Genomic DNA, 22648 nt, shown 5'->3' on the forward strand with positions numbered 1-22648 from the left:
GGCCGACAGACTCGGGCCCGTGAGCGAGGACCTGGACATCAGACCGATCGACCTGCTCGACCCCGACCAGCAGGACGTGGCCCGCGAGTGGGTCGGCGTGCACGGGTCGGTGCAGCGCGAGCTGTTCGGCGACCACGGCAGCGAGTGGACGCTCGATGAGATCCGGGGCTTCTACGCCTCACCGACCAGCCGGCGCGTCGCGCTCGGTGCCTGGGCGGGAGGGCGCCTCGTGGGTGCCCTCGAGGTCCGGATGCCGTTGGCCGACAACCTCGACCTCGCCCTCGTGTGGCTCTCGGTCCATCCGGACCACCGGCGCCACGGCGTCGGTGACGCCCTGTTGCGCGCCGGCGAGTCGGCCGCGACCCGGCACGGTCGCTCCACCCTCATGGGCGAGACGGAGTGGCCCGAGGGTCGGTCCGACGCGTCGGAGCGCTTCGCCGAGCGGCACGGCTACGCGGTCGCCCAGACGGTGCTGCGCAGCTTCATGCCGCTGCCCGCCGACCGGGACGCGCTCGCGGCCCTCGCCGCGGCCGACGACGACTACGCCGTCGAGACGTTCGTCGACCACATCCCCGAGTCCTGGCTCGAGGACCGCGCGGTCCTGCAGCAGCGGATGAGCACCGATGCGCCGCTCGACGACCTCGCCCTCGAGGAGGAGGCGTGGGACGCCGACCGGCTGCGCGAGACCTTCGCCCGGACCCTCGAGTCCGGGCGCCGGGTCGTCGAGTCCGTGGCGCGGCACGTGCCGACGGGTCGCCTCGTGGCCTTCACGACGATCGCCGTCTCAGCGGGCAGCCCCGACCTCGGCTTCCAGCAGGACACGCTCGTGCTGAAGGAGCACCGCGGCCACGGGCTCGGCCTGCGGCTCAAGGCCGCCAACGCCCTGGCCGTCATAGAAGCGCTGCCCGCGGTCACCTCGGTGCGCACGTGGAACGCCGCCTCCAACGACCACATGCTCGCCGTCAACCGACGCCTCGGCTACCGCGTCGACGGGTACAGCCGCGAGTGGCAGAAGAAGACAGGGGAATCCGAATGACCTTGCAGCTCAGAGAGATCCAGCTCACGCCCGGTGACGCCACGAGCGAGGCCTGGCTGGAGGTGCACCACGCGGCCAACCGGGCGGTCTGGGGCGCGGGCGCCCAGCGCGCCACGGTCGAGGAGATCGTCGACCTCTCGGGCCGACGGCAGGACGTCCGGCGTACCTTCGGCGTTTGGGTGGACGGCGTCGAGGAGCCCGTCGCGGCCGCCCAGACGATCCGGAACACCCGCGAGAACACCGAGACGGGCGGCATCTGGCTCTCCGTGCACCCCGACCACCAGAGGAAGGGCCACGGCCGGCGACTGCTCGCCCACTGCGAGCAGGTGCTGCGCGACGAGGGGTGCACGCGCGTCCACGAGCACAGCGGCGCTCCGGTCGAGCACGGCGACGCCGCAACGGAGTTCGCGCTCGCGAGCGGCTACCGACAGACTCTCGTCGACCTGCGCCAGGACCTCGGGCTGCCCGTCGACGCCGCAGCGCTCGCCGAGTCGGCACCCGCCCTCGACGCCGAGGAGTACGTCGTCGAGACGTCCGTCGACGGGCTTCCGGAGGAGTGGCTCGAGGACCGCGCCCTGCTCGCCCGGCGGATGAGCACCGACGCCCCGACGGGCGACATCGACCTCGCCGAGGAGGACTGGGACGCCGACCGGGTGCGCCAGCAGTGGAACACCCCGAGCCCGATCTGGGCGGTCGAGTCGGTGGCCCGCCACGTGCCCTCGGGCCGGCTCGTCGCGTTCACCGACCTCGTCGTGCGGCCGGGGCAGACCGACCTCGCGCTGCAGGGGGACACGCTCGTGCTGCGCGAGCACCGCGGCCGGGCGCTCGGCCTCGCGGTCAAGGTGGCCAACCTCGCAGCCCTCCAGCGCGAGAAGCCGGGCGTCGCGACGGTGCGCACGTGGAACGCCGACACCAACACCCACATGATCGCCATCAACGCGCGGATGGGCTTCACGGTGACGGGCTGGACGCGGGAGTGGGCCAAGGACCTCTGAACGTCCCCGTGCGGCAGCGGGTCCGACGTCGGAGGTACTAGTACCAAAGCCCGATGGTGGACCGCCCGTCGCGACGGGCAGCGTGATGGGTGCAGCAGGTGCTGCCCGCCGGAGGGGCCGGCGGAGAGCCGAGGAGGCCACCATGAACGCACGCAGGACCATCGTCGGAGCCGCGGCTGCGGCGTCGCTCGCCGTCGCCGGGCTGGGCGTCGTCGCCCTGGCCGGGCCCGCGTCCGCGAAGGGCGTCGAGGTGCGGACGGCAGGCACGTGCCCCGGGTCCGGGGCCTGGAAGCTCAAGGCCAAGGCAGAGGACCGCGCGATCGAGCTCGAGTACGAGCTCGACACCAACCGCGTCGGACAGCACTGGCGGGTGAACCTTTCCGACAACGGAGTCGTCGTCGGGAGCGGGACCTTCGTCACGACCGCCCCGAGCGGCTCGTTCGAGGTCCGACGCGTCGTGGCGAACCGGTCAGGTACCGACCGGTTCGCGGCGACGGCCACGAACACCGCGACCGGCGCGACGTGCCGCGGCGCCCTGACCTTCGCCGGCTGACCGGCCCGACGAGACGAGAGGTGACGACGATGCGACGACTCACGATCGTGGCGGTGGCCGCGGCCGCCTTCGTCCCGGGCGTGCTCGGCCTGGTCGGCAACAGCTCCTTCGCCGAGACGGTCCCGACGCCGGTGCCGCCGTCGGCGCAGGTGGTCCGCGTGGACGACCACGGGGGCGACCGACCGGCCGGCACCCGCACCGCCGAGCCCGGCGACGACCGCGGGGGCGACCGACCGGCCGGCACCCGCACCGCCGAGCCCGGCGACGACCGCGGCGGCGACCGACCGGCCGGCACCCGCACCGCCGAGCCCGGCGACGACCACGGCGGGCACGGCACCGACGACGGTTCGGCCACCTCCGGCACGAGCGGCTCCGGCACGAGCGGCTCCGGCACGAGCAGCTCCGGCACGAGTGGCTCCGGAACGAGTGGCTCCGGCACGAGCGGCTCGGACAGCGGGAGCTCCGGTGGTTCCCGACACGGCTCGGACGACACGAAGGTCGACGACTCGGGGTCCCACTCCTCGGGTGGTCACGGCTCGGACGACGGTGGGGGTGGGGACCGCTGACCGACGTCCGACCCACCGCCCGCCCGACCACCCCTCCCCGGTCGGGCGGCGCGGTGCTGCCTCCCGGAGCCTCGGCGCCGCCGGTCCGGACCACCCTCGCGAGCGGGCCGCCGCCGGTGGCCGACCAGCGGCTGCCGACGCGCCGGCGACTGCTCGTCCGCCTCGCCGCCACGGTGGCGGCCGTCCTCGTCCTCGTCGTCGCTGGGGCCTCCTGGGCCGCGAGCCGTCTGGCCGAGCGCGAGGCGGTCAACGACGCTGCCCACACGACGAACCTGCTCGCGACGAGCGTCGTGCAACCAGCCCTGCGGGACGGGCTGCTCACGGCCGACAGCGCCGCCGTCGCGGCGTTCGACCGGGTCGTGCGCGACCGGGTCCTGCCCGCGGGGATCGTGCGCGTCAAGCTGTGGCGGCCCGACGGCACGGTCGTGTACGCGGACGACGCCCGGCTCGTCGGCCAGCGCTTCGCCCTGGCCGACGACCAGCGTGAGGCGCTCTCCTCCCCGCAGACCCGCGCCGAGGTGTCCGACCTCGAGCGCTCCGAGAACGAGTTCGAGCGGTACGGCGGCAAGCTGCTCGAGGTGTACCGGCCGGTGTGGACGCCGTCGGGTGCCGAGCTGCTCTTCGAGGTCTACGGCGACTACGCGCCGGTGCAGGACCGCGCGTTCGAGCTGTGGCGCGGTCTTTCCGGCGTGCTCGCCACGAGCCTGTTGCTCCTCGTCGCGCTCCTGGCCCCGGTGCTGTGGCGGCTGCTCGAGCGGCTCGAGGCCGCGCGGGCGCAGCGCGAGGACCTGCTGCGCCGGGCCGTCGACGCCTCGGACCGGGAGCGACGGCGCATCGCCGCCGACCTGCACGACGGGCCGGTGCAGGACCTCGTGGCGAGCGCGCTGGCCGTGAGCGGTGCGGCCGAGCGGGTCCGTGCCGACGGGCGGCCCGAGCTCGCCGCCCCGATGGTGGAGGCCGCCGCGACGGTGCGCGGCAGCGTCGCCAGCCTCCGCACCCTGCTCGTCGACCTCTACCCGGCGCGGCTCGCCGACGCCGGCCTCGTCGCCGCCCTCACCGACCTGGCCCGGCCGCTCTCGGCGCGGGGGATCGAGGTGGCCGTCGACGTCGACCCGGCGGCCGTCGCGCAGCTCGCTCCCGGTGCCCAGCAGACGCTGCACCGCGTCGCCCGCGAGTGCCTGCGCAACGTCGTGCGGCACGCCTCCGCCCGACACGTCACCCTCTCCGTGGCGCTCGGCGCCGACGCGGACGGCGCCGCGCCCACCGCGGGTGCAGATTCTGTGTCGGCCTCTGCGACAGGCGAACCCGGCATCGACGGGACCGTCGTCATGCGCATCGAGGATGACGGTGTCGGCTTCGACCCGGCTGCGGTCGCGGCGCGGCAGGGTCACCTCGGCCTGCACCTGGTCGCCGACCTCGCCACCGAGCTCGGCGCGACCCTGCAGGTCTGCTCGGCGCCCGGGTGGGGCACCTCCTGGCTGCTCGTCCTGCCCGTGGGAGGCCGACGATGACCCTGCCCGAACGGCCGCCCGCTTCAGCGCACGTCACCGTCGTCCTCGTCGACGACCACCGGCTCGTGCGCGCCGGCCTGCGCTCGGTCCTCGAGGCGTGCGGCGTCACGGTCGTCGGGGAGGCCGGCGACGGGGGCGAGGCCGTCGCCGTCGTGCTCGAGACCCAGCCCGACGTCGTCCTCATGGACCTGTCGATGCCGGGCGTCGACGGCGTCGAGGGCACCCGGAGGGTGCGTGCGGCCGCGTCGACGCCGGTCGTCGTGCTCACCTCCTTCGCCGAGAGCGAGCGCGTCCGGCAGGCCATCGACGCCGGCGCCACCGGTTACCTGCTCAAGGACAGCGAGCCGGCGGACGTCCTCTCCGCCGTCCGCGCGGCTGCCGCCGGGCAGGTGCCCATCGACCCGCGGGTCGCGCGGTCGCTCCTGCCGGCGAAGCCGATCGTCCCTGCGCCCGGCCATGGTCCTGTCGACACGACCGGAGCCGACACGCTCGCCGCCGACACGCTCGCGGCCGACACGCTCGCGGCCGAGCGGCGTCCGGCGGGACTCAGCGACCGTGAGCGCGAGGTCCTCGCCCACGTCGCCCGGGGCCTGGCCAACAAGCAGGTCGCGCGGGTGCTCGGCATCAGCGAGCGGACCGTCAAGGTCCACCTCGGCAACGTCTTCCGACGCATCGGGGTGGCCGACCGCACGTCCGCGGCGCTCTGGGCGCGCGACCACGGCATCGGCTGAGCGGGGCGGCGCGGCGCGGGAATGCCGCGGCCGGGTCCGGGGTTGTCGCCTGTCGGGCCATGTCACATCTGATTATGTGAAAGCAAATGTGGCGTTATATGGTCCGACCGTTCCCACCGTCCGATCCCTGTTCCCGAGGAAGCCATCCATGCGTTCGAGGTCCGCCCTCACCGTCCTGCTCGTCTCCGTCCTCACCGCGGTCCTCGCGGCGTGCAGCAGCTCCGGCGGTGGCGGCTCCGATCTCGCGTCGGTCAAGGACGCCGGCGTCCTGCGCGTGGGGACCGAGGGCACGTACTCGCCCTTCTCCTTCCACGACCCGAAGACCAACGCCCTCACCGGCTACGACGTCGAGGTCGCCAAGGCCGTCGCCGACAAGCTCGGCGTCAAGGTCGAGTACGTCGAGACCCCGTGGGACGCGATCTTCGCCGGCCTCGGCTCGAAGCGCTTCGACGTCGTCGTCAACCAGGTGACCAAGAACCCGGAGCGCGCCGGCCTCTACGGCCTGTCCTCCACCTACACGTGGTCCGAGGGCGTCATCGCCACCCGCGCCGACGACGCGTCGATCACCTCGCTGGCCGGCCTCAAGGGCAAGAAGTCCGCGCAGAGCCTCACGAGCAACTGGGCGCAGGTCGCCAAGGACGCCGGCGCGCAGGTCGAGTCGGTCGAGGGCTTCACCCAGGCCGTCACGCTGCTCAAGCAGAAGCGCGTCGACGCCACGGTCAACGACAGCCTCGCCGTCCTCGACTACCAGAAGTCGACCGGAGACCAGGGCGTCCGGATCGCCGCGAAGACCGGTGACGTCTCCGAGCAGGTCGTCGCGACCCGCAAGGGCTCCGACCTCGTCGCCGCCATCGACAAGGCCCTGGCCGACCTCGAGGCCGACGGCACGCTGAAGAAGCTGTCGGAGAAGTACTTCGGCTCCGACGTGTCGGTCAAGCCCGCCGCATCGGCCTCGTGAACGACCAGACCGTCCAGCTCATCCTCGACTCGCTCGGGCCGCTGCTGCGCGCGACCGTCACCGCGACGATCCCGCTCACCCTCATCAGCTTCGTCCTGGGCCTCGTGGTGGCGCTCGCCGTCGCCCTGATGCGCCTGTCCACGGTGCGCGTCGTGTCCGGGATCGCCCGGGCCTACGTGTCGGTCATCCGTGGCACGCCGCTGCTGCTGCAGCTGTTCATCATCTACTACGGCCTGCCCTCGCTCGGCGTCAGCTTCGACCCGTTCCCGGCGGCGATCCTCGCCTTCACCCTCAACGTGGGCGGCTACGCCGCGGAGATCATCCGCTCGGCCATCCTGTCGGTGCCCAAGGGGCAGTGGGAGGCCGCGTCGACGGTGGGCATGGGCTACGTGACGACGCTGCGACGCGTCGTGCTGCCCCAGGCGGCGCGCACCGCGATCCCGCCGCTGTCCAACACCCTCATCTCCCTCGTCAAGGACACCTCGCTGGCCTCGACGATCCAGGTGACCGAGCTGCTCCGCGTCGCCCAGGAGGCTGCGGCCCCGACGTACCAGTTCTTCGCGCTGTACAGCGTCGCCGCGGTCTACTACTGGGTCGTCTGCCTCGTGCTGTCCGTCGGCCAGTCCCGGCTCGAGGAACGACAGAACAGGTACGTGGCCGCATGACCGACCAGCCCACCACCCCAAGGGTTTCCGACACGACGCGTCCGCTCGTGGAGGTCGCCGGCCTCGCCAAGGCGTTCGGGGAGCACGAGGTGCTCCGCTCCGTCGACTTCGAGGTGCCGGCCGGCAGCGTCACCGTCGTCATCGGGCCGTCCGGCTCGGGCAAGACGACGCTGCTGCGCTCGCTCAACGCCCTCGACGTCGCGGACGCGGGCGTCGTGCGCATCGGCGACGTCGAGGTCGACTTCGGCGCGCGTCCGGTGACCAAGCGGCAGGTCGCCGACCTGCGGGCCGGCAGCGGCATGGTCTTCCAGGCGCACAACCTCTTCCCGCACCTGACCGTGCTGCAGAACGTCACGTCCGGGCCGGTGCTCGTGCAGGGCCGTGACCGGTCGACGGCCGAGCGCGAGGGCCGCGAGCTGCTCTCGCTCGTCGGGCTCGCCGAGAAGGCCGACGCCTACCCCTACCAGCTCTCCGGCGGCCAGCAGCAGCGCGTCGGCATCGCCCGGGCCCTGGCCATCCGGCCCGAGCTGATGCTCTTCGACGAGCCGACGTCGGCCCTCGATCCCGAGCTCGTCGGCGAGGTGCTCTCGGTCATGAAAGACCTCGCCGCACAGGGCTGGACGATGGTCGTCGTGACCCATGAGATCCGCTTCGCGCAGCAGGTCGCCGACCAGGTGCTCTTCATGGACGGCGGGGTCGTCGTCGAGCGGGGGACGCCGCAGGAGGTGCTGACGCGTCCGGCCACCGAGCGCGCCCGGCAGTTCCTGCACCGCATCCTCGACCCGCTCGACTGAGCCGTCTCAGGGCCGGGACAGCAGGCCGGAACGCTCGAGGGTGCGCTCCACGACCGTCGCGAGGTCGGCGTAGCCGCGGTCGTTCGGGTGGAACTTGTCCGACGCGAGGCGTCCCCGCCAGGAGCGCGGCCCCTCGCGCCGGAGGTCGACGAGCACCAGGCGTCCGGCGTCGGCGCGCTCGCGGAGCATCGCGTCGATGGTCCGGGCCTCGTGGTGCGGGTTGGGCAGGTTCGACACGACCGCGTGCTCGGGCAGCCGGTCGAGCATCCGGCCGAAGCGCTCGACGAGCCCGCGGCGGTGGCGGCGCAGCACGATGTCGTTCGAGCCGATGACGACCGTGACGAGCGCCGCGGGTCGGTCGGTGCTGCTGAGCGCCTCGAGCACCGGCAGCTGCCGCTCGAGGAGGTCCTCGACCCGGGCGCCGTTGACCCCGAGGTTGACGACGCGGTGGTCCCAACCGCGCCGGGTCAGGCGCTCGTCGAGCTGACCGACCCAGCCGCGGTCGGGTGCGCTCGCGCCGATGCCCTGCGTCATGGAGTCGCCGAGGGCCACCCAGAGCGGCTCGCGGCCCGCGGCCGCGACGCGGTTGTGCGACTCCCACCACGCCGCGTACGGCTGCACCTGCTCCTGCACGACGCGGACGGCTGGCACGACGGCCGACAGCGTCGACAGCACCGGGCCGCGCGGCCGGTGGCTGTGGTTGGAGTAGGCGAAGTCGGACCCCACGTCGGCAGCATCTCAGAGGTGCCCGGGAGGTCACGGGGGAATGGGCCGCACCCACAGGTGGGCGGTCGGCGGCGCCGGCACCAGGGCATAGGCTCGTGCCCATGTCTGACGAGCACGGCTTCTCCACGCGCGCCATCCACGCCGGCCAGGAGGCCGACGCCCTCACCGGTGCCGTGGTCACCCCGATCTACCAGGTGTCGACCTACAAGCAGGACGGCATCGGCGGCTTCCGCAGCGGCTACGAGTACAGCCGCTCGGCCAACCCGACCCGCACGGCGCTCGAGGAGTGCATCGCGGCGCTCGAGGGCGGCAGCCGCGGCTTCGCCTTCGCCTCCGGCCTCGCCGGCCAGGACACCGTGGCGCGGGCCCTGCTCGTGCCCGGCGACCACGTCGTCGTGCCGAACGACGCCTACGGCGGCACGTACCGCTACTTCAACAAGGTCGCCCGGCCGCAGGGCATCGAGCACTCGATCGCCGACATGGGCGACCTCGAGGCCGTCCGCGCGGCGATCCGCCCCGGTCAGACGAAGATGGTCTGGGTCGAGACGCCCACCAACCCGCTCCTCGGCATCGCCGACATCGAGGCCATCGCCGGCATCGCCCACGAGGCCGGTGCCGTGCTCGTCGTCGACAACACCTTCGCCACCGCGTACCTGCAGAGCCCCATCGCGCTCGGCGCCGACATCGTGACCCACTCCACGACGAAGTACTCCGGCGGCCACAGCGACGTCGTCGGCGGCGCCGTCGTCACCCGCGCCGACATCACGGTGCCCGGCATGGCCGACGCCGAGGACCGGATCGCCTTCCACCAGAACAGCATCGGCGGCGTCGCCGGTCCGTTCGACTCGTGGCTGACGCTCCGCGGGCTCAAGACGCTCGCCGTGCGCATGGAGCGCCACTGCGACAACGCCGAGAAGGTCGTCGAGTTCCTCAAGGGCCACGACGGCGTCTCGCAGGTGCTCTACCCGGGCCTGCCCGAGCACGCCAACCACGACGTCGCCGCCCGCCAGATGAAGCGCTTCGGCGGCATGGTCAGCTTCCGGATGCGTCGGGGCGAGGACGCCGCCGTCAAGGCCTGCGCGGCCGTCCGCCTCTGGACGCTCGGGGAGTCGCTCGGTGGCGTCGAGTCGCTCATCGAGCACCCGGGTCGGATGACGCACGCGAGCGTCGCCGGCACCGAGCTCGAGGTGCCGGGTGACCTCATCCGGCTCTCGGTCGGCATCGAGGACGTCGACGACCTCATCGCCGACCTCCGCGAGGCGCTCGACATCCACGGCTGAGCGCGACACCCTCTCCCGCGTGACGCTCCTCGCGGTCGACTTCGGCTCGACCTTCACCAAGGGCGCGCTGCTCGCCGACGACGGCACCGTCCTGGCGACGGGCGCGACGCCGACCACCGGCACGCTCGGGCGCGGTGACGTCCTCGACGGCTACCGCGCCCTCCGGGCCGCGCTCCAGGTCCCGGCCGACGCGTCGGTCCGGGCCTGCTCGAGCGCCGGGGGAGGGCTGCGGCTCGCCGTCGTCGGCTACGAGGCCACCGTGACGGCGCAGGCCGGCCGGCGCGTCGGGCTGTCGGCCGGGGCCAAGGTCGTGCACGTGGCCGCGGGCGCCCTGACCACCGACGCCGCGGCCGCGGTCCGCGCGTCACGACCCGACATCGTGCTGCTCGTCGGCGGCACCGACGGCGGCAACGCCGACGTCCTGCTCCACAACGCCGAGCGGCTGGCGCGCCTCGCGGTCGGCGGGCACGGGGACCACGCCGTGCCCGTCGTCGTCGCCGGCAACGTCGAGGCCCGCACCGAGGCGCTCGCCCTCCTCGCCGCGACCTCCCGGCCGACCGTCGCCGCCGACAACGTCCTGCCGCAGATCGGCGTCATCGCCCCGGAGTCGGCGCGGGCGGCGATCCGCCAGGGGTTCCTGCACCACGTCATCGGCGGCAAGGGCCTCTCGCGCGACCCAGCGTTCGCGGCCATGGTGCAGGCCGCGACGCCCGACGCCGTCCTCGGTGGCGTCGAGGTGCTCGCGGGGCTCGGCGGCGGCGACGTCATGGTCGTCGACGTCGGGGGAGCCACGACCGACGTGTACTCGTGCCTGACGCCGGAGGGCGAGGACGCGTCGCTGCGCAAGGACGTCGTGGCCCCGCTCTGGCACGCGCGCACCGTCGAGGGCGACCTCGGCTTGCGCTGGAACGCCCTCCACGTCCTCGAGGCCGCGGTCGAGGAGCACCTGCTCGGCGCCGGCCCCGACGCTGCGCCGGGCACCGCGGACCTCCGGGCGTGGGCCGAGCGCGCCCACGAGCAGCCCGGGCTGCTGCCGACCGACGCCACGGAGCGCGCCCTCGACCTCGAGCTGGCCCGCCTCGCCGCGCTCGTCGCGGTGCGGCGCCACGCGCGTCCGGCCCAGCCGACCGAGTCGCCGCGCCCCCTGGCCAACGTCACGACGCTCGTCGGCTCCGGCGGCGTCCTGCGCCATGCCGACGCGTCGGGCCGCGACCACGTCCTCGAGGCGGTGCTGGCCGACCACGCCGGCGGCTGGAAGGTGCCGCGCGAGGCCGGCGCCCGCGTCGACGAGCGCTACCTGCTCTTCGCCGCCGGGCTGCTCGCCGCCGAGGCCCCCGACCTCGCCCGTGCCGTCGCCGCCCAGATCCTCCCCTGACGTCTCGACCGGGTCCGTCGGGCGACCATTGGTTCACGACATGTTCGCTCGGCCCGCGTGTCGGCCGGCGTGTTGCCACCTGGGTCGCACCAACGGTCGTCCTGCGGTCGGCGGACCTGCGGCGGACCTGCCCCCGGACGCGGAACGGGCCGGCTCCCCGTGGGGGAGCCGGCCCGTTCGACGTGTGGGGTCAGGCCGAGTACGGCTTGGCCTTGAGGATCTTGACCTCGATGGTCTTGCCGTTCGGCGCCTCGTAGGAGGTGCTGTCGCCGACGCTCTTGCCGTTGATCGCGGCGCCCATCGCGGACTTCTCGGAGAAGACCTGCAGGTCGGAGCCGTCGGCGATCTCGCGGTTGCCGAGCAGGAAGGTCTCCTCGTCGCCGAAGATCTCGACGGTGACGACCATGCCGGGCTCGACGACACCGTCGTCGGCCGGGGTCTCGCCGATCTTGGCGTTGTGGAGCAGCTCGGTGAGCTGGCGGATGCGGGCCTCCATCTTGCCCTGCTCCTCGCGCGCGGCGTGGTAGCCGCCGTTCTCCTTGAGGTCGCCCTCCTCGCGGGCCTCCTCGATCTTCTGCGCGATCTCGATGCGACCCTCGCCGGACAGGTGGTCCAGCTCCGCCTTGAGGCGGTCGTAGGCCTCCTGCGTCAGGAAACCACCAGCAGCAGTCTCGGTCACTTGTGTCACTCCTCGATGAACCGACGCCCACGCGGGTCCGCGTGGGCGTCTCACATGTACGAAGGGCCCGACCGTGGCTGTCGCCTGCTGGCATCTGCCTGCGCGGGCAACCGGTCCGGACCCTGGGTGAAGGACCAAGCGTAGCAAAGCGAGCGCCGAAGACGCAGGTCACGGCCTGTTTGGGGACGCCGCGGGCCGGTCCGGTCCGTGCCGGTTGGTCCCGGTCCCGCAGGCGGGTCAGCCGCAGTCGCGAACCTGGCCGGTGACGGCCCGCGACGTCGTGCGCAGCGTGGCCGTCGTCGTGACGGTGTCGGGACCCGCGGGAACCTCGACGCGGGCCGTGCCGACGGGGGAGAAGTCGCGGGCCAGGGCCTCGACGGTGCACGTCAGGGCCTTGCCGTCCGGACGCGTCAGGCTGAACGTGACGCGGACCGTGCGGTCGTCGACGACCTTGTAGCCGACCGTCTCGAAGGCAGGTCGCCCGAGCGTCGCGGACAGGCCGAACCACACCGCGATCGCCGACATCGCGAGAACACCGAGGGTGCCGATGACCCACCACTTCGTCGTGCCGGGGGCGGGGCGGGGGAGCGTCGGTCGGGACGGCATGCAGTGGTCCTGGCGGTCGAGGCCCGGGCGGCAGGCGCGACGGGTGGTGAGAGGATGGCGGACGGGTCCAGTGTCCCCCACGGGAGGCGGGCCCCCGACGGCGGTCCGGCAGCAGCCCAACAGCCGCCCGTCGCCGCGTCCGCGGCACGCCCACCCGGCGGAGCCGCGCGACCTACAAACCACCGATCAGCAACGACGGACGACAGCAGGGAGCCACGTGGCCGAGGGCATGAGGTTGATGGCGGTGCACGCGCACCCCGACGACGAGTCGAGCAAGGGCGCCGCGACCACCGCGAAGTACGTCGCGGAGGGCGCGTCGGTCATGGTCGTCTCGTGCACCGGCGGCGAGCGCGGCGACATCCTCAACGAGAAGCTGAAGAACGACGCCCACATCCTGCGCGACATCGCCCAGGTGCGGCGCGACGAGATGAAGGCGGCCCAGGAGGTCCTCGGCTGCGAGCACACGTGGCTCGGCTTCGTCGACTCCGGGCTGCCCGAGGGCGACCCGCTGCCGCCGCTGCCCGACGGCTGCTTCGGTCTCGAGGACCTCGAGGTGACCACCGAGGCGCTCGTCCGCGTCATCCGGCAGTGGCGGCCGCACGTCATGACGACCTACGACGAGAAGGGCGGCTACCCGCACCCGGACCACATCATGTGCCACACGGTGTCGATGGCGGCGTTCCAGGCGGCCGGTGACCCCGAGCGCTACCCGCACGCCGGCGAGCCGTGGCAGCCGCTGAAGATCTACTACAACGGCGGCTGGAGCAAGGAGCGCCTGACCCTCATCCACGAGGCGATGGTCGAGGAGGGGCTCGAGAGCCCGTACGCCGAGTGGCTCGCCAACTGGAAGCCGCGCCGCGACGGCCGCACGACGACGACCATCGACTGCGGGGAGTTCTTCGAGACCCGCGACCGCGCCCTGCTGGCCCACGCGACGCAGGTGGACCCCGACGGCTTCTGGTTCCAGGTGCCGCTGTCGATCCAGCAGCGCGTCTGGCCCGTCGAGCAGTTCGAGGCGGCGCTGTCCTACGTGCCGGTCGCCGACGGCGAGGACGACCTCTTCGCCGGGCTCGGCACGCCGGCCGAGGCCGACGCCCTCGCGACGCGTCGCGACCTCACGGTCGCCTACGACGGACGCCTCCCGGAGGAGCCGGAGCCGCAGGAGGGCGCCGAGGAGGCGACCACGGCGACGGGCGCAGTGCGCGGCGACAGCGCCGAGACCCACGCCGACACCGACACCGACACCGAAGGCGGTTCCGACACCGGCACCGCCACCGACGAGCAGGCCGGAGCCGACGCGTCCGGCGAGGAGGTGCAGGACTGATGGCCGACGGCGGCAACCTGCCCATCGGCCCCGGGATCTGGGGCTTCATCGCGTTCTTCGTCCTCGCCGTGGCGCTGTGGTTCCTCGTGCGCAACATGAACTCCCGGCTGCGACGGATGGCCTACCGCGACCGCGAACGTGCCCAAGAGGAGGGTACGACGCCCGCCGACGCGTCCGGCACGGGCAGCACCGATGGCACGGGCGGCACGGGCGGCATCGACCGGCCGGGTTCCCCCGACGCGGACGCCCCCGAGGCCGACCCGCAGGGCCCGACCCGCTGAGCGCAGCGGGACGCACGACCAGACGCAGCGAGGCCCCCGGCGAACCGGGGGCCTCGCTGCACGTCCTGAACTGGTCGGCTGGCGTCGGCCTCAGCTGATGGCCTGGTACCCGACGACCGCGAGCGTGACCGCGGCGAAGTGCGAGGCGAACCCGCCGAGGGTGAAGGCGTGGAAGACCTCGTGGAAGCCGAACCAGCGCGGCGAGGGGTTGGGCCGCTTCGTGCCGTAGATGACGCCGCCGACGGTGTAGAGGATGCCGCCGAGGCCGATGAGCGAGCCGATGAGCGGACCGCCGGCCTTCCAGAACGGCACGACGTAGAAGACGGCGGTCCAGCCGAGCGCGATGTAGAGCCCGGTGTAGAGCCAGCGCGGCGCGCTGACCCAGAGGATGCGGAAGACGACGCCGCCGATCGCGGCCGACCAGATGATCGACAGCAGGATCCGGGCCTGCGTGGTCGGCAGCAGGGTCACGGCGAACGGCGTGTAGGTGCCCGCGATGATGAGGTAGATGTTCGAGTGGTCGAGCCGCTTGAGCAGCGCGCCGGCCCGGGGGCCCCACGTGCCGCGGTGGTAGACGGCGGAGACCCCGAAGAGCAGCCCCGCGGTGACGGTGAAGACGACCGACGCGGTGCGCACCGCACCGGGATCGGACAGGAGCACGAGCACGAGCCCGCCGACGACGGCGACGGGGAACATGCCGAGGTGCAGCCAGCCGCGCAGGCGGGGCTTGACGGCGGCGACGAGCTCGGCGACGGCGCCCGGGGCGTCCTCGGCGTCCGGACCGGTGGTGCGGTGCTGGTCGGGGGTCATGGCGCGAGTCTAACCTACGCAACCGTAAGTTACGGGGGCGTAGGTCGCGAACTCCTCCTGTGAAGGTCGTGTGAAGCCCTCGTGGCGGGCGCCCGGCCGCGGTCGGGCGCGAGGGGGCGAGGGGTACGGTGGGAGCGTGGCCCACCGGGGCTGCCCGAGCAGTGGACGGCGGTCCGGGACCGGCCCATCCGCGGTCGGCGACGTCCGACATCGACGAGGAGGCCCCCGTGGGGTGGCGCGATGTGGTCTACGGCGCGTACGAGCGTCGGGTCCTCAAGGACCTCCCCAAGGAGTCCCTCCCGCGGCACGTCGCCGTCATGCTCGACGGCAACCGCCGGTGGGCCAAGGCGCGCGGCGAGGGCACGGCCACCGGGCACCAGGCCGGCGCCGACAAGATCGAGGAGCTGCTCGAGTGGTGCCGCGAGGCCGGCGTCGAGTACGTGACGCTCTGGCTGCTCTCGACCGACAACCTGCACCGTCCGCAGGAGGAGCTCGAGCCGCTCCTCAAGATCATCGAGACCGCGGTCTCCGACCTCGCCGACGCCGGCCACTGGCACGTGCGCATCGTCGGGGCCCTCGACCTGCTCCCCGCCGACACCGCCGCGAGCCTGCGCGCCTCGGCCGAGCGCACCGCCGCCGTCACCGGCATGACCGTCAACGTCGCGGTGCCCTACGGCGGGCGCCGCGAGATCGCCGACGCCGTCCGCGACCTCCTCCTCGAGCGGGCCGCGCGCGGCGAGTCGATCGAGCAGATCGCCGCCGGCATCACCGTCGAGGACATCGCCGGGCACCTCTACACCAAGGGCCAGCCCGACCCCGACCTCGTCATCCGCACGTCGGGGGAGCAGCGCCTCGGCGGCTTCCTGCTCTGGCAGAGCGCGACGTCGGAGTTCTACTTCTGCGAGGCCTACTGGCCCGACTTCCGGCACGTCGACTTCCTCCGCGCGCTGCGCGCCTACGCCGGGAGGCACCGACGCTTCGGCACGTGAGGTGAACCGGCCCGGGCCGCGATGGGGACCGCTCCCCATTGCAGGCCCGGGGGCCGTTGCATAGGTTTCGGACGTCGTCCATCACAGGGGAGAGCCAATGGCCATCTACAAGAAGGGTGCCGACCCGGTCGCGCTGCGATCGGCGGCCGAGCGGATCACCGGCCACGTGCGCGAGTGCGAGTCGGTCCGCGGCGAGGCCACGCGGGCCGTCAACGCCATCAAGGGCAACTGGGGCGGAGGCGACCTCGAGCACCTGATGAGCAAGTGGCCGCCGCTCGACGCCCAGCTCGGCCAGTTCGGCACCGACCTCGGCAAGCTCGCCGAGGCGCTGCGCCGCAACGCCGGCGCGCAGGACACGACGAGCGGCCAGGGCTCCGGCGGGGCCGGCCCCCTCGGCCCCGGCGGCAAGAGCGGCGGCAACGACGGCGGCATCCCCGGCTTCGACCTCCTCAAGGGCATCTGGACGCCGATCAAGGGCCTCGGGACGGCCGTCGGCCTGCTCGGCACCGGCATGAAGATCCGCAACTTCCTCGGCAACCTCGGCAGCTGGGACCGCGACCTCGGCCTCTTCAAGAACCTCTCCCAGGCCTGGAAGACCGGCCGCCTCGCCGAGTTCGGCGAGGCGCTCAACCCCAAGAACTGGAGCTCGCTGTCGCGGTTCATGCCGGCCCTGACCGAGGGCGGGGCCCTGGCCCGCACCCTGGGCACGGTGGGCAAGGCCCTCGGCCCGGTGGGTGTCGCGTTCGGCGGGTTCACGGTCGCCAACGACATCGCCGAGGGCAACTACGGCCGCGCCGGCTACGACGGCGTCATGACCGGTCTCGGCGCCGCGGCGCTCATGACGCCGCCGCCGGTCGACGTCGTCTGCGGCATCGCTGCCGGCGGCATGGCCGTCGGCCAGCTCGTCTACGACAACTGGGACACCATCACCGACTTCACCGGTGACGCCGTCGACGCCGTGGGTGACTTCACCTCCGACGCCGTGGACGCGGTGGGCGACTTCGCCTCCGACGCCGGTGACGCCATCGGCGACGTCGCCGACAAGGTCTGGCCCTTCTGACGCGCGGGCGGCGCCGATCCGACCGAGACTGGCTGGGTCGGCGCCGGACCCGGCGTGACACCATCGCGGCGGGGCCCCCCTCCGCCACCGGCCCGCCACCGGCCCCGAGCCGCACCACGACACACCCGCACGACCGACTCACGACCTGACGCACGACCTGACGCACGAGGACGAGGAGCACCATGTCCGACCCGATGAAGGGCACGCCGCTGGCGGCCTTCGACCTGCCCGACGAGGTCTTCGGCCTCGGCGCCGGCGAGCTGGCCTACCTCCTGTCGCGCCACGAGACCCCGGCCGGCGAGCGCTCGCGCCGCATCCTCATGCTCGACCCCCGCGCCGCCGACGAGGGCGCGCTGCTCGCGGGCGCGTCGGGCCTCGCCGCGCGCGGCTGGTTCCGCCTCAAGGACGACGACTCCGGCGAGACGCTCTCCAACGCCGCGCTCGTCGAGTACGTCACGGGTGCGACGACCCGCTGGACGCGCATCGGGCTCGTCGGCGACGACGTCAGCCAGCTCGACTTCGTCGTCTTCCTCGAGTCCGACGCGGTGACGGCCCTGATGCAGCCGCGCCAGCTCGCGTCGTGGTTCATCCGTCTCGGGGAGCCCGACGTCGACCGCGCCGCCCTCGTCACCGCCCTGGTGCGCGAGCGCTTCGAGGCCAACCCGTCCTCCGGCGTCTTCCTCGAGGTGCAGACCCTCGAGGGCACGAGCAACCTCGCCATCCGACGATCCGGCTCCGGCTTCGAGGCCCTGCGCGACGTCGCCGGCCCCGGCACGGGCACCGGTGGCGTCGTCGACGATGCCGGCCTGCAGGAGGTCGTCGGCGGCCTCTACGCCGAGGAGGTCCCCGCGTGAGCACCCCGAACCCCGGGCACGAGCAGGGCACGAGCGCGCCGGGCACCGGCCCGACCCCGCCCAAGGAGCCGTTCGCCTACGTCAGCCAGGAGCGCGGCCTGCTCACGCTGAAGATCCGCGAGCCCGCGCTCATGGCGATCTTCTTCCTCGCCTTCATCGTCGTGGGCGTCGTCTTCTTCCTCATGCTCAAGAAGCAGGCCGACGCCGGTGCCGACGGCGCGATGAACGTCGGCTACCTGCTGCTCGCGATCTTCTGCGGCGGTGGGCTCGTCGGCCTCGGCATCGCGCTGCGCCGCTGGGCGTGGAAGCGCGAGTACGTGCGGGTCATGGGCCGCTCGCCCTGGTCCTGAGCCACCGAGCCACCGGGCCACCGACTGACCGAACGGCCGGCCGGCCACCGGCCCCGACGTCCCGACGCCCGTGGTGCCCTTCGAGGGCCCCGCGGGCGTCGGCGTCCCCGCGGCAGGAGGCGGAAGGTGTGTCGGCAGGTGGCTGCCGGTGGACGGCCAGGGGGAGCGGGTGTTGCGCGCCGGTTAACAGTGGCGCGACACGCGGATCGAGCGTCGTCCAATACCCGTCGCCGTCGGTCCCTGGTCGTACCGTCGTGCCAACGGCCGACACCCGTCGGACGTTGCCAGGAGGCCCACCGATGGAGCGATCGCTCAGGACGGAGGGCCGGGCCCTGCGCCACCCTCTGGTGGTCACCGCCCGGCACCTCGGGAGCGAGTAGGCGCGCGACGCGCGCCGCCTAGGGAGTGGGACATGGCACGCACGACTCGTCCGGTCACGACGGACTCCGCCAGCACGACCACCAAGCCGGCCGCGGCCTCCACACGCGCCACCACCCGCGAACGTCCTTCGCACAAGACGTACGTCCTCGACACGTCGGTGCTCCTGTCCGACCCTCGGGCCATGCTCCGGTTCGCCGAGCACGAGGTCGTCCTGCCCGTCGTCGTCGTCACCGAGCTCGAGGGCAAGCGGCACCACCCCGAGCTCGGCTACTTCGCCCGGCAGGCCCTGCGCCTGCTCGACGACCTGCGCATCAGCGCCGGCCGTCTCGACGAGCCGGTCCGCGTCGGCGACACCGGCGGCACCCTCCGCGTCGAGCTCAACCACACCGACCCGATGTCGCTGCCGGCCGGTTTCCGCCTGGGGGACAACGACACCCGCATCCTGTCGGTCGCCAAGAACCTGTCGAACGAGGGTGCCGACGTCACCATCGTCAGCAAGGACCTCCCGATGCGGGTCAAGGCGTCGGCGTGCGGCCTCGAGGCCGAGGAGTACCGCCACGAGCAGGGCGTCGACTCCGGCTGGACCGGTATGACCGAGCTCGAGGTCACGACCGACGAGCTCGACCAGCTCTACGACCGCGGCCGCATCGAGCACGCCGGCGCGGCCGAGCTGCCGTGCCACACCGGGCTCGTCCTGCTCTCGCCGCGGGGAAGCGGCCTGGGGCGGGTCGGGGCCGACAAGCAGATCCGGCTCGTGCGCGGCGACCGCGACGCGTTCGGCCTGCACGGCCGCAGCGCCGAGCAGCGCATCGCCCTCGACCTGCTGCTCGACCCCGACGTCGGCATCGTCAGCCTCGGCGGCCGGGCCGGCACCGGCAAGTCGGCGCTCGCGCTGTGCGCCGGACTCGAGTCGGTCATGGAGCGACGCGTCCAGCGCAAGGTCATCGTCTTCCGCCCGCTCTTCGCGGTCGGCGGCCAGGAGCTCGGCTACCTGCCCGGCACCGCCGACGAGAAGATGAACCCGTGGGGCCAGGCGGTCTTCGACACGTTGAGCGCCCTCGTGTCGACGGAGGTCGTCGAGGAGGTCATGGACCGCGGCCTGCTCGAGGTGCTGCCGCTGACCCACATCCGCGGACGCTCGCTGCACGACGCGTTCGTCGTCGTCGACGAGGCCCAGTCGCTCGAGCGCAACGTGCTGCTCACCGTCCTGTCGCGCATCGGGCAGAACAGCAAGGTCGTGCTGACCCACGACGTCGCCCAGCGCGACAACCTGCGGGTCGGCCGGCACGACGGCGTCGCGGCCGTCATCGAGAAGCTCAAGGGCCACCCGCTCTTCGCCCACGTCACGCTGACCCGCAGCGAGCGCAGCCCCATCGCCGCACTCGTCACAGACCTGCTCGAGGGCATCGAGATGTGACCTGAGTCACACCGCGGTAGAGGGTCCCCGGGCGTCGGACTCGGGGACCCTTACCGCTGGGTCACCTGCGTGGCCCGGCCCCGTGCGGTGGGTGCCGACTTGCTTCGAGGCGGGGTCGGCTGGCACCGTGGGGGGCTGAAGATCTCGGAACGATAACGACTTGGCTGTGGGGAGCGAGGGCGTGCTCGACCCGGGATCGCCTCGAACACCCCCCCTCCACCGTCGTTCCGCTCGCATCCACCGTCGTACTCCCAGGTCGCACTCTCGTGCGCCCTGCCGGGTCACGGCGCGCGGTCGGTCGACGTGCCCCGAGACCGCAGGAAGGCTGACCCCACCTCTATGGCACGGTACGAAGGCCGCCATCGCAACGCGTCGAGCCCCGCACCCGGCCCGAACGGGTCCACCCGACCCCAGCCGGGACACCACACCGACCGTCCCCGCGTCGAGGTCCCCCAGACCGTCGACCGCACCGCCCGGCTCGACCGCATCCAGGCCGAGCGCGCCCAGCGCCCCCAGAGCCCGGAGCGCCCGCAGAGCTCCGAGCGCACCGAGCGCCCCCTCCACGAGTGGGCCCGCGCCGAGCGCCCCGCGCCGACGGCCCGGCTGACCCGCCCCGACGCATCGCGACCCGAGGCCGCGCGTCCCGAGGCTGCGCGTCCCGACGGGTCCCGCCGCGAGGGTGCCCGTCCCGCCGCCGTGCGCCGCGAGACGCCCGCGCGTCCGGCGCACCCCGAGGCCCGCGAGCGCTCGACCGACGACCGCACCCGCCGCCACGCGGCGCCGGTCGCGGACGCCCCGACCCAACCGCGTCGCGGCTCGGCCCCGGCGGTCCCGGCACCGGCTTCGGCCGTCTCCGAGGACACCCAGGTGCTGACCCGCCGGCGCGACCACAAGCCGGCCAAGCGCAAGCGCCGCGTCGGCCGCCCGGTCCTCGCCGGTGCCCTGGCCGTCGGCCTCGGCGCCTCCGGCTTCGCCTACGCCAAGTCGACCAACCTCATCGGGGCCGACCCGGCCGCGTTCGTCGTCGGCTCGGGCGTCGTGGCCCAGACCGACGAGCTGGCCCGCGCCTCGACCGTCGACACGACCTACCGCGCCGCGGCGTCGGTGTCGCGCAACGAGCGCCGCACCGCGATCGTCGCCACGGGGCTGCGCGACGCCGCCGCCCTCGAGGTCAAGAAGAAGAAGGAGGCGGCCCGCAAGGCCGCCGAGGCCAAGGCTGCCGCCGAGCAGGCCGCGCTGGAGAAGGAGCGCCAGCGGGCCATCGACAACGCGATCGACGACCCGAAGAGCGCCGCCCGCGTCCTCATGGCCGACTACGGCTGGACGAGCGACGCCCAGTACAACTGCCTCGTCAACCTCTGGACCGGCGAGAGCGGCTGGCGCTACACGGCCGAGAACCCGTCCTCGGGCGCCTACGGCATCCCGCAGTCCCTCCCGGGTCGCAAGATGGCCCAGATGGGCGGCGACTGGCGCACCAACCCTCTGACCCAGATCAAGTGGGGCCTCTGGTACATCGACATGTCCTACGGCAACCCGTGCAACGCGTGGTCGACGTGGCAGGCGCGCTCGCCGCACTGGTACTGAGCCGCTGCCGAGCCCTCGCGCGACGACCGAGCGGCCCGCCCCACCCGGAGTGGGCCGCTCGCGCGTCCGGGCCGTCCCGGCCCAGCGGCGAGGGCGGGTCAGATCTTGCGGAGCCGGACCCGCCGTACGCCGTGGTCGGCGCCCTTGGTCAGCACGAGCGTGGCCCGCGACCTCGTGGGCTGGATGTTCTGCACGAGGTTCGGGCCGTTGATCTCGCGCCAGATCCGGTTGGCCGTCGCGACGGCCTCGTCGTCGGACAGCACGGCGTAGCGGTGGAAGTAGGAGTGCGGGTCCGAGAACGCGGTCTCGCGCAGGCGCAGGAAGCGCTCGACGTACCAGCTGCGGATGTCATCGACCCACGCGTCGACGAAGACCGAGAAGTCGAAGAAGTCGCTGACGGCCAGGCCCGTGCCGCGCACCGGGTGCACCTCGGGAGCCTGGAGCACGTTGAGGCCCTCGACGATGAGCACGTCGGGCTGGCGCACGACGATGCGCTCGCCGGGGACGATGTCGTAGGTCAGGTGCGAGTACACCGGTGCCGACACCTCGGACCGGCCCGACTTGATGTCGGCGACGAACCGCAGCAGCGCCCGGCGGTCGTAGGACTCCGGGAAGCCCTTGCGCCCGAGCAGCCCCCGCTCCTCGAGCTCCGCGTTGGGGAAGAGGAACCCGTCGGTCGTCACGAGCGCGACCTCGGGGGTGTCGGGCCAGCGGGCGAGCATCTCGCGCAGGATGCGGGCCGTCGTCGACTTGCCGACGGCCACGGAGCCGGCGACGCCGATGACGAACGGTGTCTTGGCCGGACGCTCCCCGAGGAACTCGCTCGTCACCTGGTGCAGCTGTCGCGTGGCCCCGACGTAGAAGTTGAGCAGGCGCGAGAGCGGCAGGTAGACCTCCTCGACCTCGTTGAGGTCGACGCGGTCGCCGAGGCCGCGCAGCCGCGTCAGGTCGGCGTCGTCGAGGTTGAGCGGGTGGTTCTCGCGCAGCCTCGACCAGGCCGCGCGGTCGAACTCGACGTACGGCGAGGGCACCGGCGACCCGGGCCCCCCGTTACCGGGGCCGGGCACGACGGACGGCCGGCTGGTTCGCTGCGACACGCCGCCATTGTGTCGGACGCGCCCCG

The 22648-nt window shown here is 73.3% G+C and carries 23 protein-coding genes and 1 pseudogene; 19 read left to right on the plus strand and 5 right to left on the minus strand.

Annotated features, from left to right (window positions below; genetic code table 11):
- Positions 1–19: 19 nt before the first annotated feature.
- The 9 genes from BIV28_RS04475 (at position 20) to BIV28_RS04515 (ending at position 7809) form a co-directional block, all read left to right on the plus strand.
- Positions 20–1036 (plus strand): GNAT family N-acetyltransferase, encoded by a 1017-nt coding sequence (locus BIV28_RS04475; RefSeq protein ID WP_076259660.1) that lies wholly within the window; start codon positions 20–22, stop codon positions 1034–1036.
- Positions 1033–2031, plus strand: a complete 999-nt coding sequence (locus tag BIV28_RS04480) for a GNAT family N-acetyltransferase (protein WP_083707034.1) — start codon at positions 1033–1035, stop codon at positions 2029–2031. Before BIV28_RS04475 ends, BIV28_RS04480 begins: the two co-directional genes overlap by 4 nt.
- 142 nt (positions 2032–2173) lie before the next feature.
- Positions 2174–2584 (plus strand): hypothetical protein, encoded by a 411-nt coding sequence (locus BIV28_RS04485; protein ID WP_076259663.1) that lies wholly within the window; start codon positions 2174–2176, stop codon positions 2582–2584.
- A gap of 29 nt (positions 2585–2613) precedes the next feature.
- Complete coding sequence (locus tag BIV28_RS04490) at positions 2614–3150, plus strand: hypothetical protein (protein WP_207555767.1); 537 nt, start codon at positions 2614–2616, stop codon at positions 3148–3150.
- A 53-nt stretch (positions 3151–3203) separates the two neighbouring features.
- On the plus strand, positions 3204–4661 hold the full coding sequence (locus tag BIV28_RS04495) for a sensor histidine kinase (RefSeq protein WP_207555768.1): 1458 nt from the start codon (positions 3204–3206) through the stop codon (positions 4659–4661).
- Complete coding sequence (locus BIV28_RS04500) at positions 4658–5392, plus strand: response regulator (protein ID WP_076259668.1); 735 nt, start codon at positions 4658–4660, stop codon at positions 5390–5392. The genes BIV28_RS04495 and BIV28_RS04500 overlap by 4 nt, the downstream gene beginning before the upstream one ends.
- A gap of 148 nt (positions 5393–5540) precedes the next feature.
- A complete protein-coding gene (locus BIV28_RS04505; protein ID WP_076259669.1) occupies positions 5541–6350 on the plus strand; it encodes an amino acid ABC transporter substrate-binding protein in 810 nt (269 codons plus the stop codon).
- On the plus strand, positions 6347–7015 hold the full coding sequence (locus tag BIV28_RS04510) for an amino acid ABC transporter permease (protein ID WP_076259671.1): 669 nt from the start codon (positions 6347–6349) through the stop codon (positions 7013–7015). The genes BIV28_RS04505 and BIV28_RS04510 overlap by 4 nt, the downstream gene beginning before the upstream one ends.
- Positions 7012–7809: an amino acid ABC transporter ATP-binding protein gene (locus tag BIV28_RS04515; RefSeq protein ID WP_076259673.1), complete on the plus strand. Its 798-nt coding sequence runs from the start codon at positions 7012–7014 to the stop codon at positions 7807–7809. The genes BIV28_RS04510 and BIV28_RS04515 overlap by 4 nt, the downstream gene beginning before the upstream one ends.
- 6 nt (positions 7810–7815) lie before the next feature.
- Here BIV28_RS04515 and BIV28_RS04520 read toward each other — a convergent pair whose 3' ends face one another.
- Positions 7816–8535: an SGNH/GDSL hydrolase family protein gene (locus tag BIV28_RS04520; RefSeq protein ID WP_083707036.1), complete on the minus strand. Its 720-nt coding sequence runs from the start codon at positions 8533–8535 to the stop codon at positions 7816–7818.
- 101 nt (positions 8536–8636) lie between these two features.
- Between BIV28_RS04520 and BIV28_RS04525 the strand changes: the two genes are divergently transcribed.
- Complete coding sequence (locus BIV28_RS04525) at positions 8637–9815, plus strand: cystathionine gamma-synthase (protein ID WP_076259675.1); 1179 nt, start codon at positions 8637–8639, stop codon at positions 9813–9815.
- A 19-nt stretch (positions 9816–9834) separates the two neighbouring features.
- A complete protein-coding gene (locus BIV28_RS04530) occupies positions 9835–11190 on the plus strand; it encodes a glutamate mutase L (RefSeq protein ID WP_076259676.1) in 1356 nt (451 codons plus the stop codon).
- Positions 11191–11380: 190 nt separating this feature from the next.
- On the opposite strand, the gene greA is transcribed toward BIV28_RS04530, so the two are convergent.
- The gene (greA, locus tag BIV28_RS04535) at positions 11381–11869 is read right to left on the minus strand and encodes a transcription elongation factor GreA (protein WP_076259678.1); all 489 of its coding nucleotides are present in this window, start codon (positions 11867–11869) and stop codon (positions 11381–11383) included.
- A gap of 237 nt (positions 11870–12106) precedes the next feature.
- Positions 12107–12475: a DUF4307 domain-containing protein gene (locus BIV28_RS04540; RefSeq protein WP_076259680.1), complete on the minus strand. Its 369-nt coding sequence runs from the start codon at positions 12473–12475 to the stop codon at positions 12107–12109.
- A 238-nt stretch (positions 12476–12713) separates the two neighbouring features.
- On the opposite strand from BIV28_RS04540, the pseudogene mca reads away from it, so the two are divergent.
- Positions 12714–13607: pseudogene (mca, locus tag BIV28_RS04545) on the plus strand (mycothiol conjugate amidase Mca); the annotation flags it as partial.
- Between the two features lie 191 nt (positions 13608–13798).
- Complete coding sequence (locus BIV28_RS04550) at positions 13799–14080, plus strand: hypothetical protein (protein ID WP_076259684.1); 282 nt, start codon at positions 13799–13801, stop codon at positions 14078–14080.
- 90 nt (positions 14081–14170) lie between these two features.
- Here BIV28_RS04550 and trhA read toward each other — a convergent pair whose 3' ends face one another.
- A complete protein-coding gene (trhA, locus tag BIV28_RS04555; protein WP_076259686.1) occupies positions 14171–14890 on the minus strand; it encodes a PAQR family membrane homeostasis protein TrhA in 720 nt (239 codons plus the stop codon).
- Between the two features lie 227 nt (positions 14891–15117).
- Between trhA and BIV28_RS04560 the strand changes: the two genes are divergently transcribed.
- The 6 genes from BIV28_RS04560 to BIV28_RS19885 all read left to right on the plus strand — a co-directional run bounded on the left by BIV28_RS04560 (position 15118) and on the right by BIV28_RS19885 (position 21525).
- The gene (locus BIV28_RS04560; RefSeq protein WP_083707045.1) at positions 15118–15879 is read left to right on the plus strand and encodes an isoprenyl transferase; all 762 of its coding nucleotides are present in this window, start codon (positions 15118–15120) and stop codon (positions 15877–15879) included.
- 97 nt (positions 15880–15976) lie between these two features.
- Positions 15977–16939, plus strand: a complete 963-nt coding sequence (locus BIV28_RS04565) for a WXG100 family type VII secretion target (protein WP_076259688.1) — start codon at positions 15977–15979, stop codon at positions 16937–16939.
- Positions 16940–17121: 182 nt separating this feature from the next.
- Positions 17122–17793: a hypothetical protein gene (locus BIV28_RS04570; RefSeq protein ID WP_076259690.1), complete on the plus strand. Its 672-nt coding sequence runs from the start codon at positions 17122–17124 to the stop codon at positions 17791–17793.
- The gene (locus BIV28_RS04575; RefSeq protein ID WP_076259691.1) at positions 17790–18143 is read left to right on the plus strand and encodes a hypothetical protein; all 354 of its coding nucleotides are present in this window, start codon (positions 17790–17792) and stop codon (positions 18141–18143) included. The genes BIV28_RS04570 and BIV28_RS04575 overlap by 4 nt, the downstream gene beginning before the upstream one ends.
- Positions 18144–18705: 562 nt before the next feature.
- On the plus strand, positions 18706–19941 hold the full coding sequence (locus tag BIV28_RS04580) for an RNA 5'-3' helicase PhoH2 (RefSeq protein WP_242652771.1): 1236 nt from the start codon (positions 18706–18708) through the stop codon (positions 19939–19941).
- Positions 19942–20280: 339 nt separating this feature from the next.
- Positions 20281–21525: an aggregation-promoting factor C-terminal-like domain-containing protein gene (locus BIV28_RS19885; protein ID WP_207555769.1), complete on the plus strand. Its 1245-nt coding sequence runs from the start codon at positions 20281–20283 to the stop codon at positions 21523–21525.
- A gap of 98 nt (positions 21526–21623) precedes the next feature.
- Here the strand turns inward: BIV28_RS19885 and coaA are convergent, their stop codons facing one another.
- A complete protein-coding gene (gene coaA / locus BIV28_RS04590) occupies positions 21624–22622 on the minus strand; it encodes a type I pantothenate kinase (RefSeq protein ID WP_423221530.1) in 999 nt (332 codons plus the stop codon).
- Between the last annotated feature and the right edge of the window lie 26 nt (positions 22623–22648).

The organism is Intrasporangium flavum (assembly GCF_001956915.1).
Lineage (GTDB): Bacteria > Actinomycetota > Actinomycetes > Actinomycetales > Dermatophilaceae > Monashia > Monashia flava.

Coding starts and splice junctions, on each gene's coding strand:
- BIV28_RS04480 (WP_083707034.1), top strand. CDS start 1,033: ATGACCTTGCAGCTCAGAGAGATCCAGCTCACGCCCGGTGACGCCACG.
- BIV28_RS04485 (WP_076259663.1), top strand. CDS start 2,174: ATGAACGCACGCAGGACCATCGTCGGAGCCGCGGCTGCGGCGTCGCTC.
- BIV28_RS04490 (WP_207555767.1), top strand. CDS start 2,614: ATGCGACGACTCACGATCGTGGCGGTGGCCGCGGCCGCCTTCGTCCCG.
- BIV28_RS04500 (WP_076259668.1), top strand. CDS start 4,658: ATGACCCTGCCCGAACGGCCGCCCGCTTCAGCGCACGTCACCGTCGTC.
- BIV28_RS04505 (WP_076259669.1), top strand. CDS start 5,541: ATGCGTTCGAGGTCCGCCCTCACCGTCCTGCTCGTCTCCGTCCTCACC.
- BIV28_RS04515 (WP_076259673.1), top strand. CDS start 7,012: ATGACCGACCAGCCCACCACCCCAAGGGTTTCCGACACGACGCGTCCG.
- BIV28_RS04525 (WP_076259675.1), top strand. CDS start 8,637: ATGTCTGACGAGCACGGCTTCTCCACGCGCGCCATCCACGCCGGCCAG.
- BIV28_RS04540 (WP_076259680.1), bottom strand. CDS start 12,475: ATGCCGTCCCGACCGACGCTCCCCCGCCCCGCCCCCGGCACGACGAAG.
- BIV28_RS04550 (WP_076259684.1), top strand. CDS start 13,799: ATGGCCGACGGCGGCAACCTGCCCATCGGCCCCGGGATCTGGGGCTTC.
- trhA (WP_076259686.1), bottom strand. CDS start 14,890: ATGACCCCCGACCAGCACCGCACCACCGGTCCGGACGCCGAGGACGCC.
- BIV28_RS04565 (WP_076259688.1), top strand. CDS start 15,977: ATGGCCATCTACAAGAAGGGTGCCGACCCGGTCGCGCTGCGATCGGCG.
- BIV28_RS04570 (WP_076259690.1), top strand. CDS start 17,122: ATGTCCGACCCGATGAAGGGCACGCCGCTGGCGGCCTTCGACCTGCCC.
- BIV28_RS04580 (WP_242652771.1), top strand. CDS start 18,706: ATGCTCCGGTTCGCCGAGCACGAGGTCGTCCTGCCCGTCGTCGTCGTC.
- BIV28_RS19885 (WP_207555769.1), top strand. CDS start 20,281: ATGGCACGGTACGAAGGCCGCCATCGCAACGCGTCGAGCCCCGCACCC.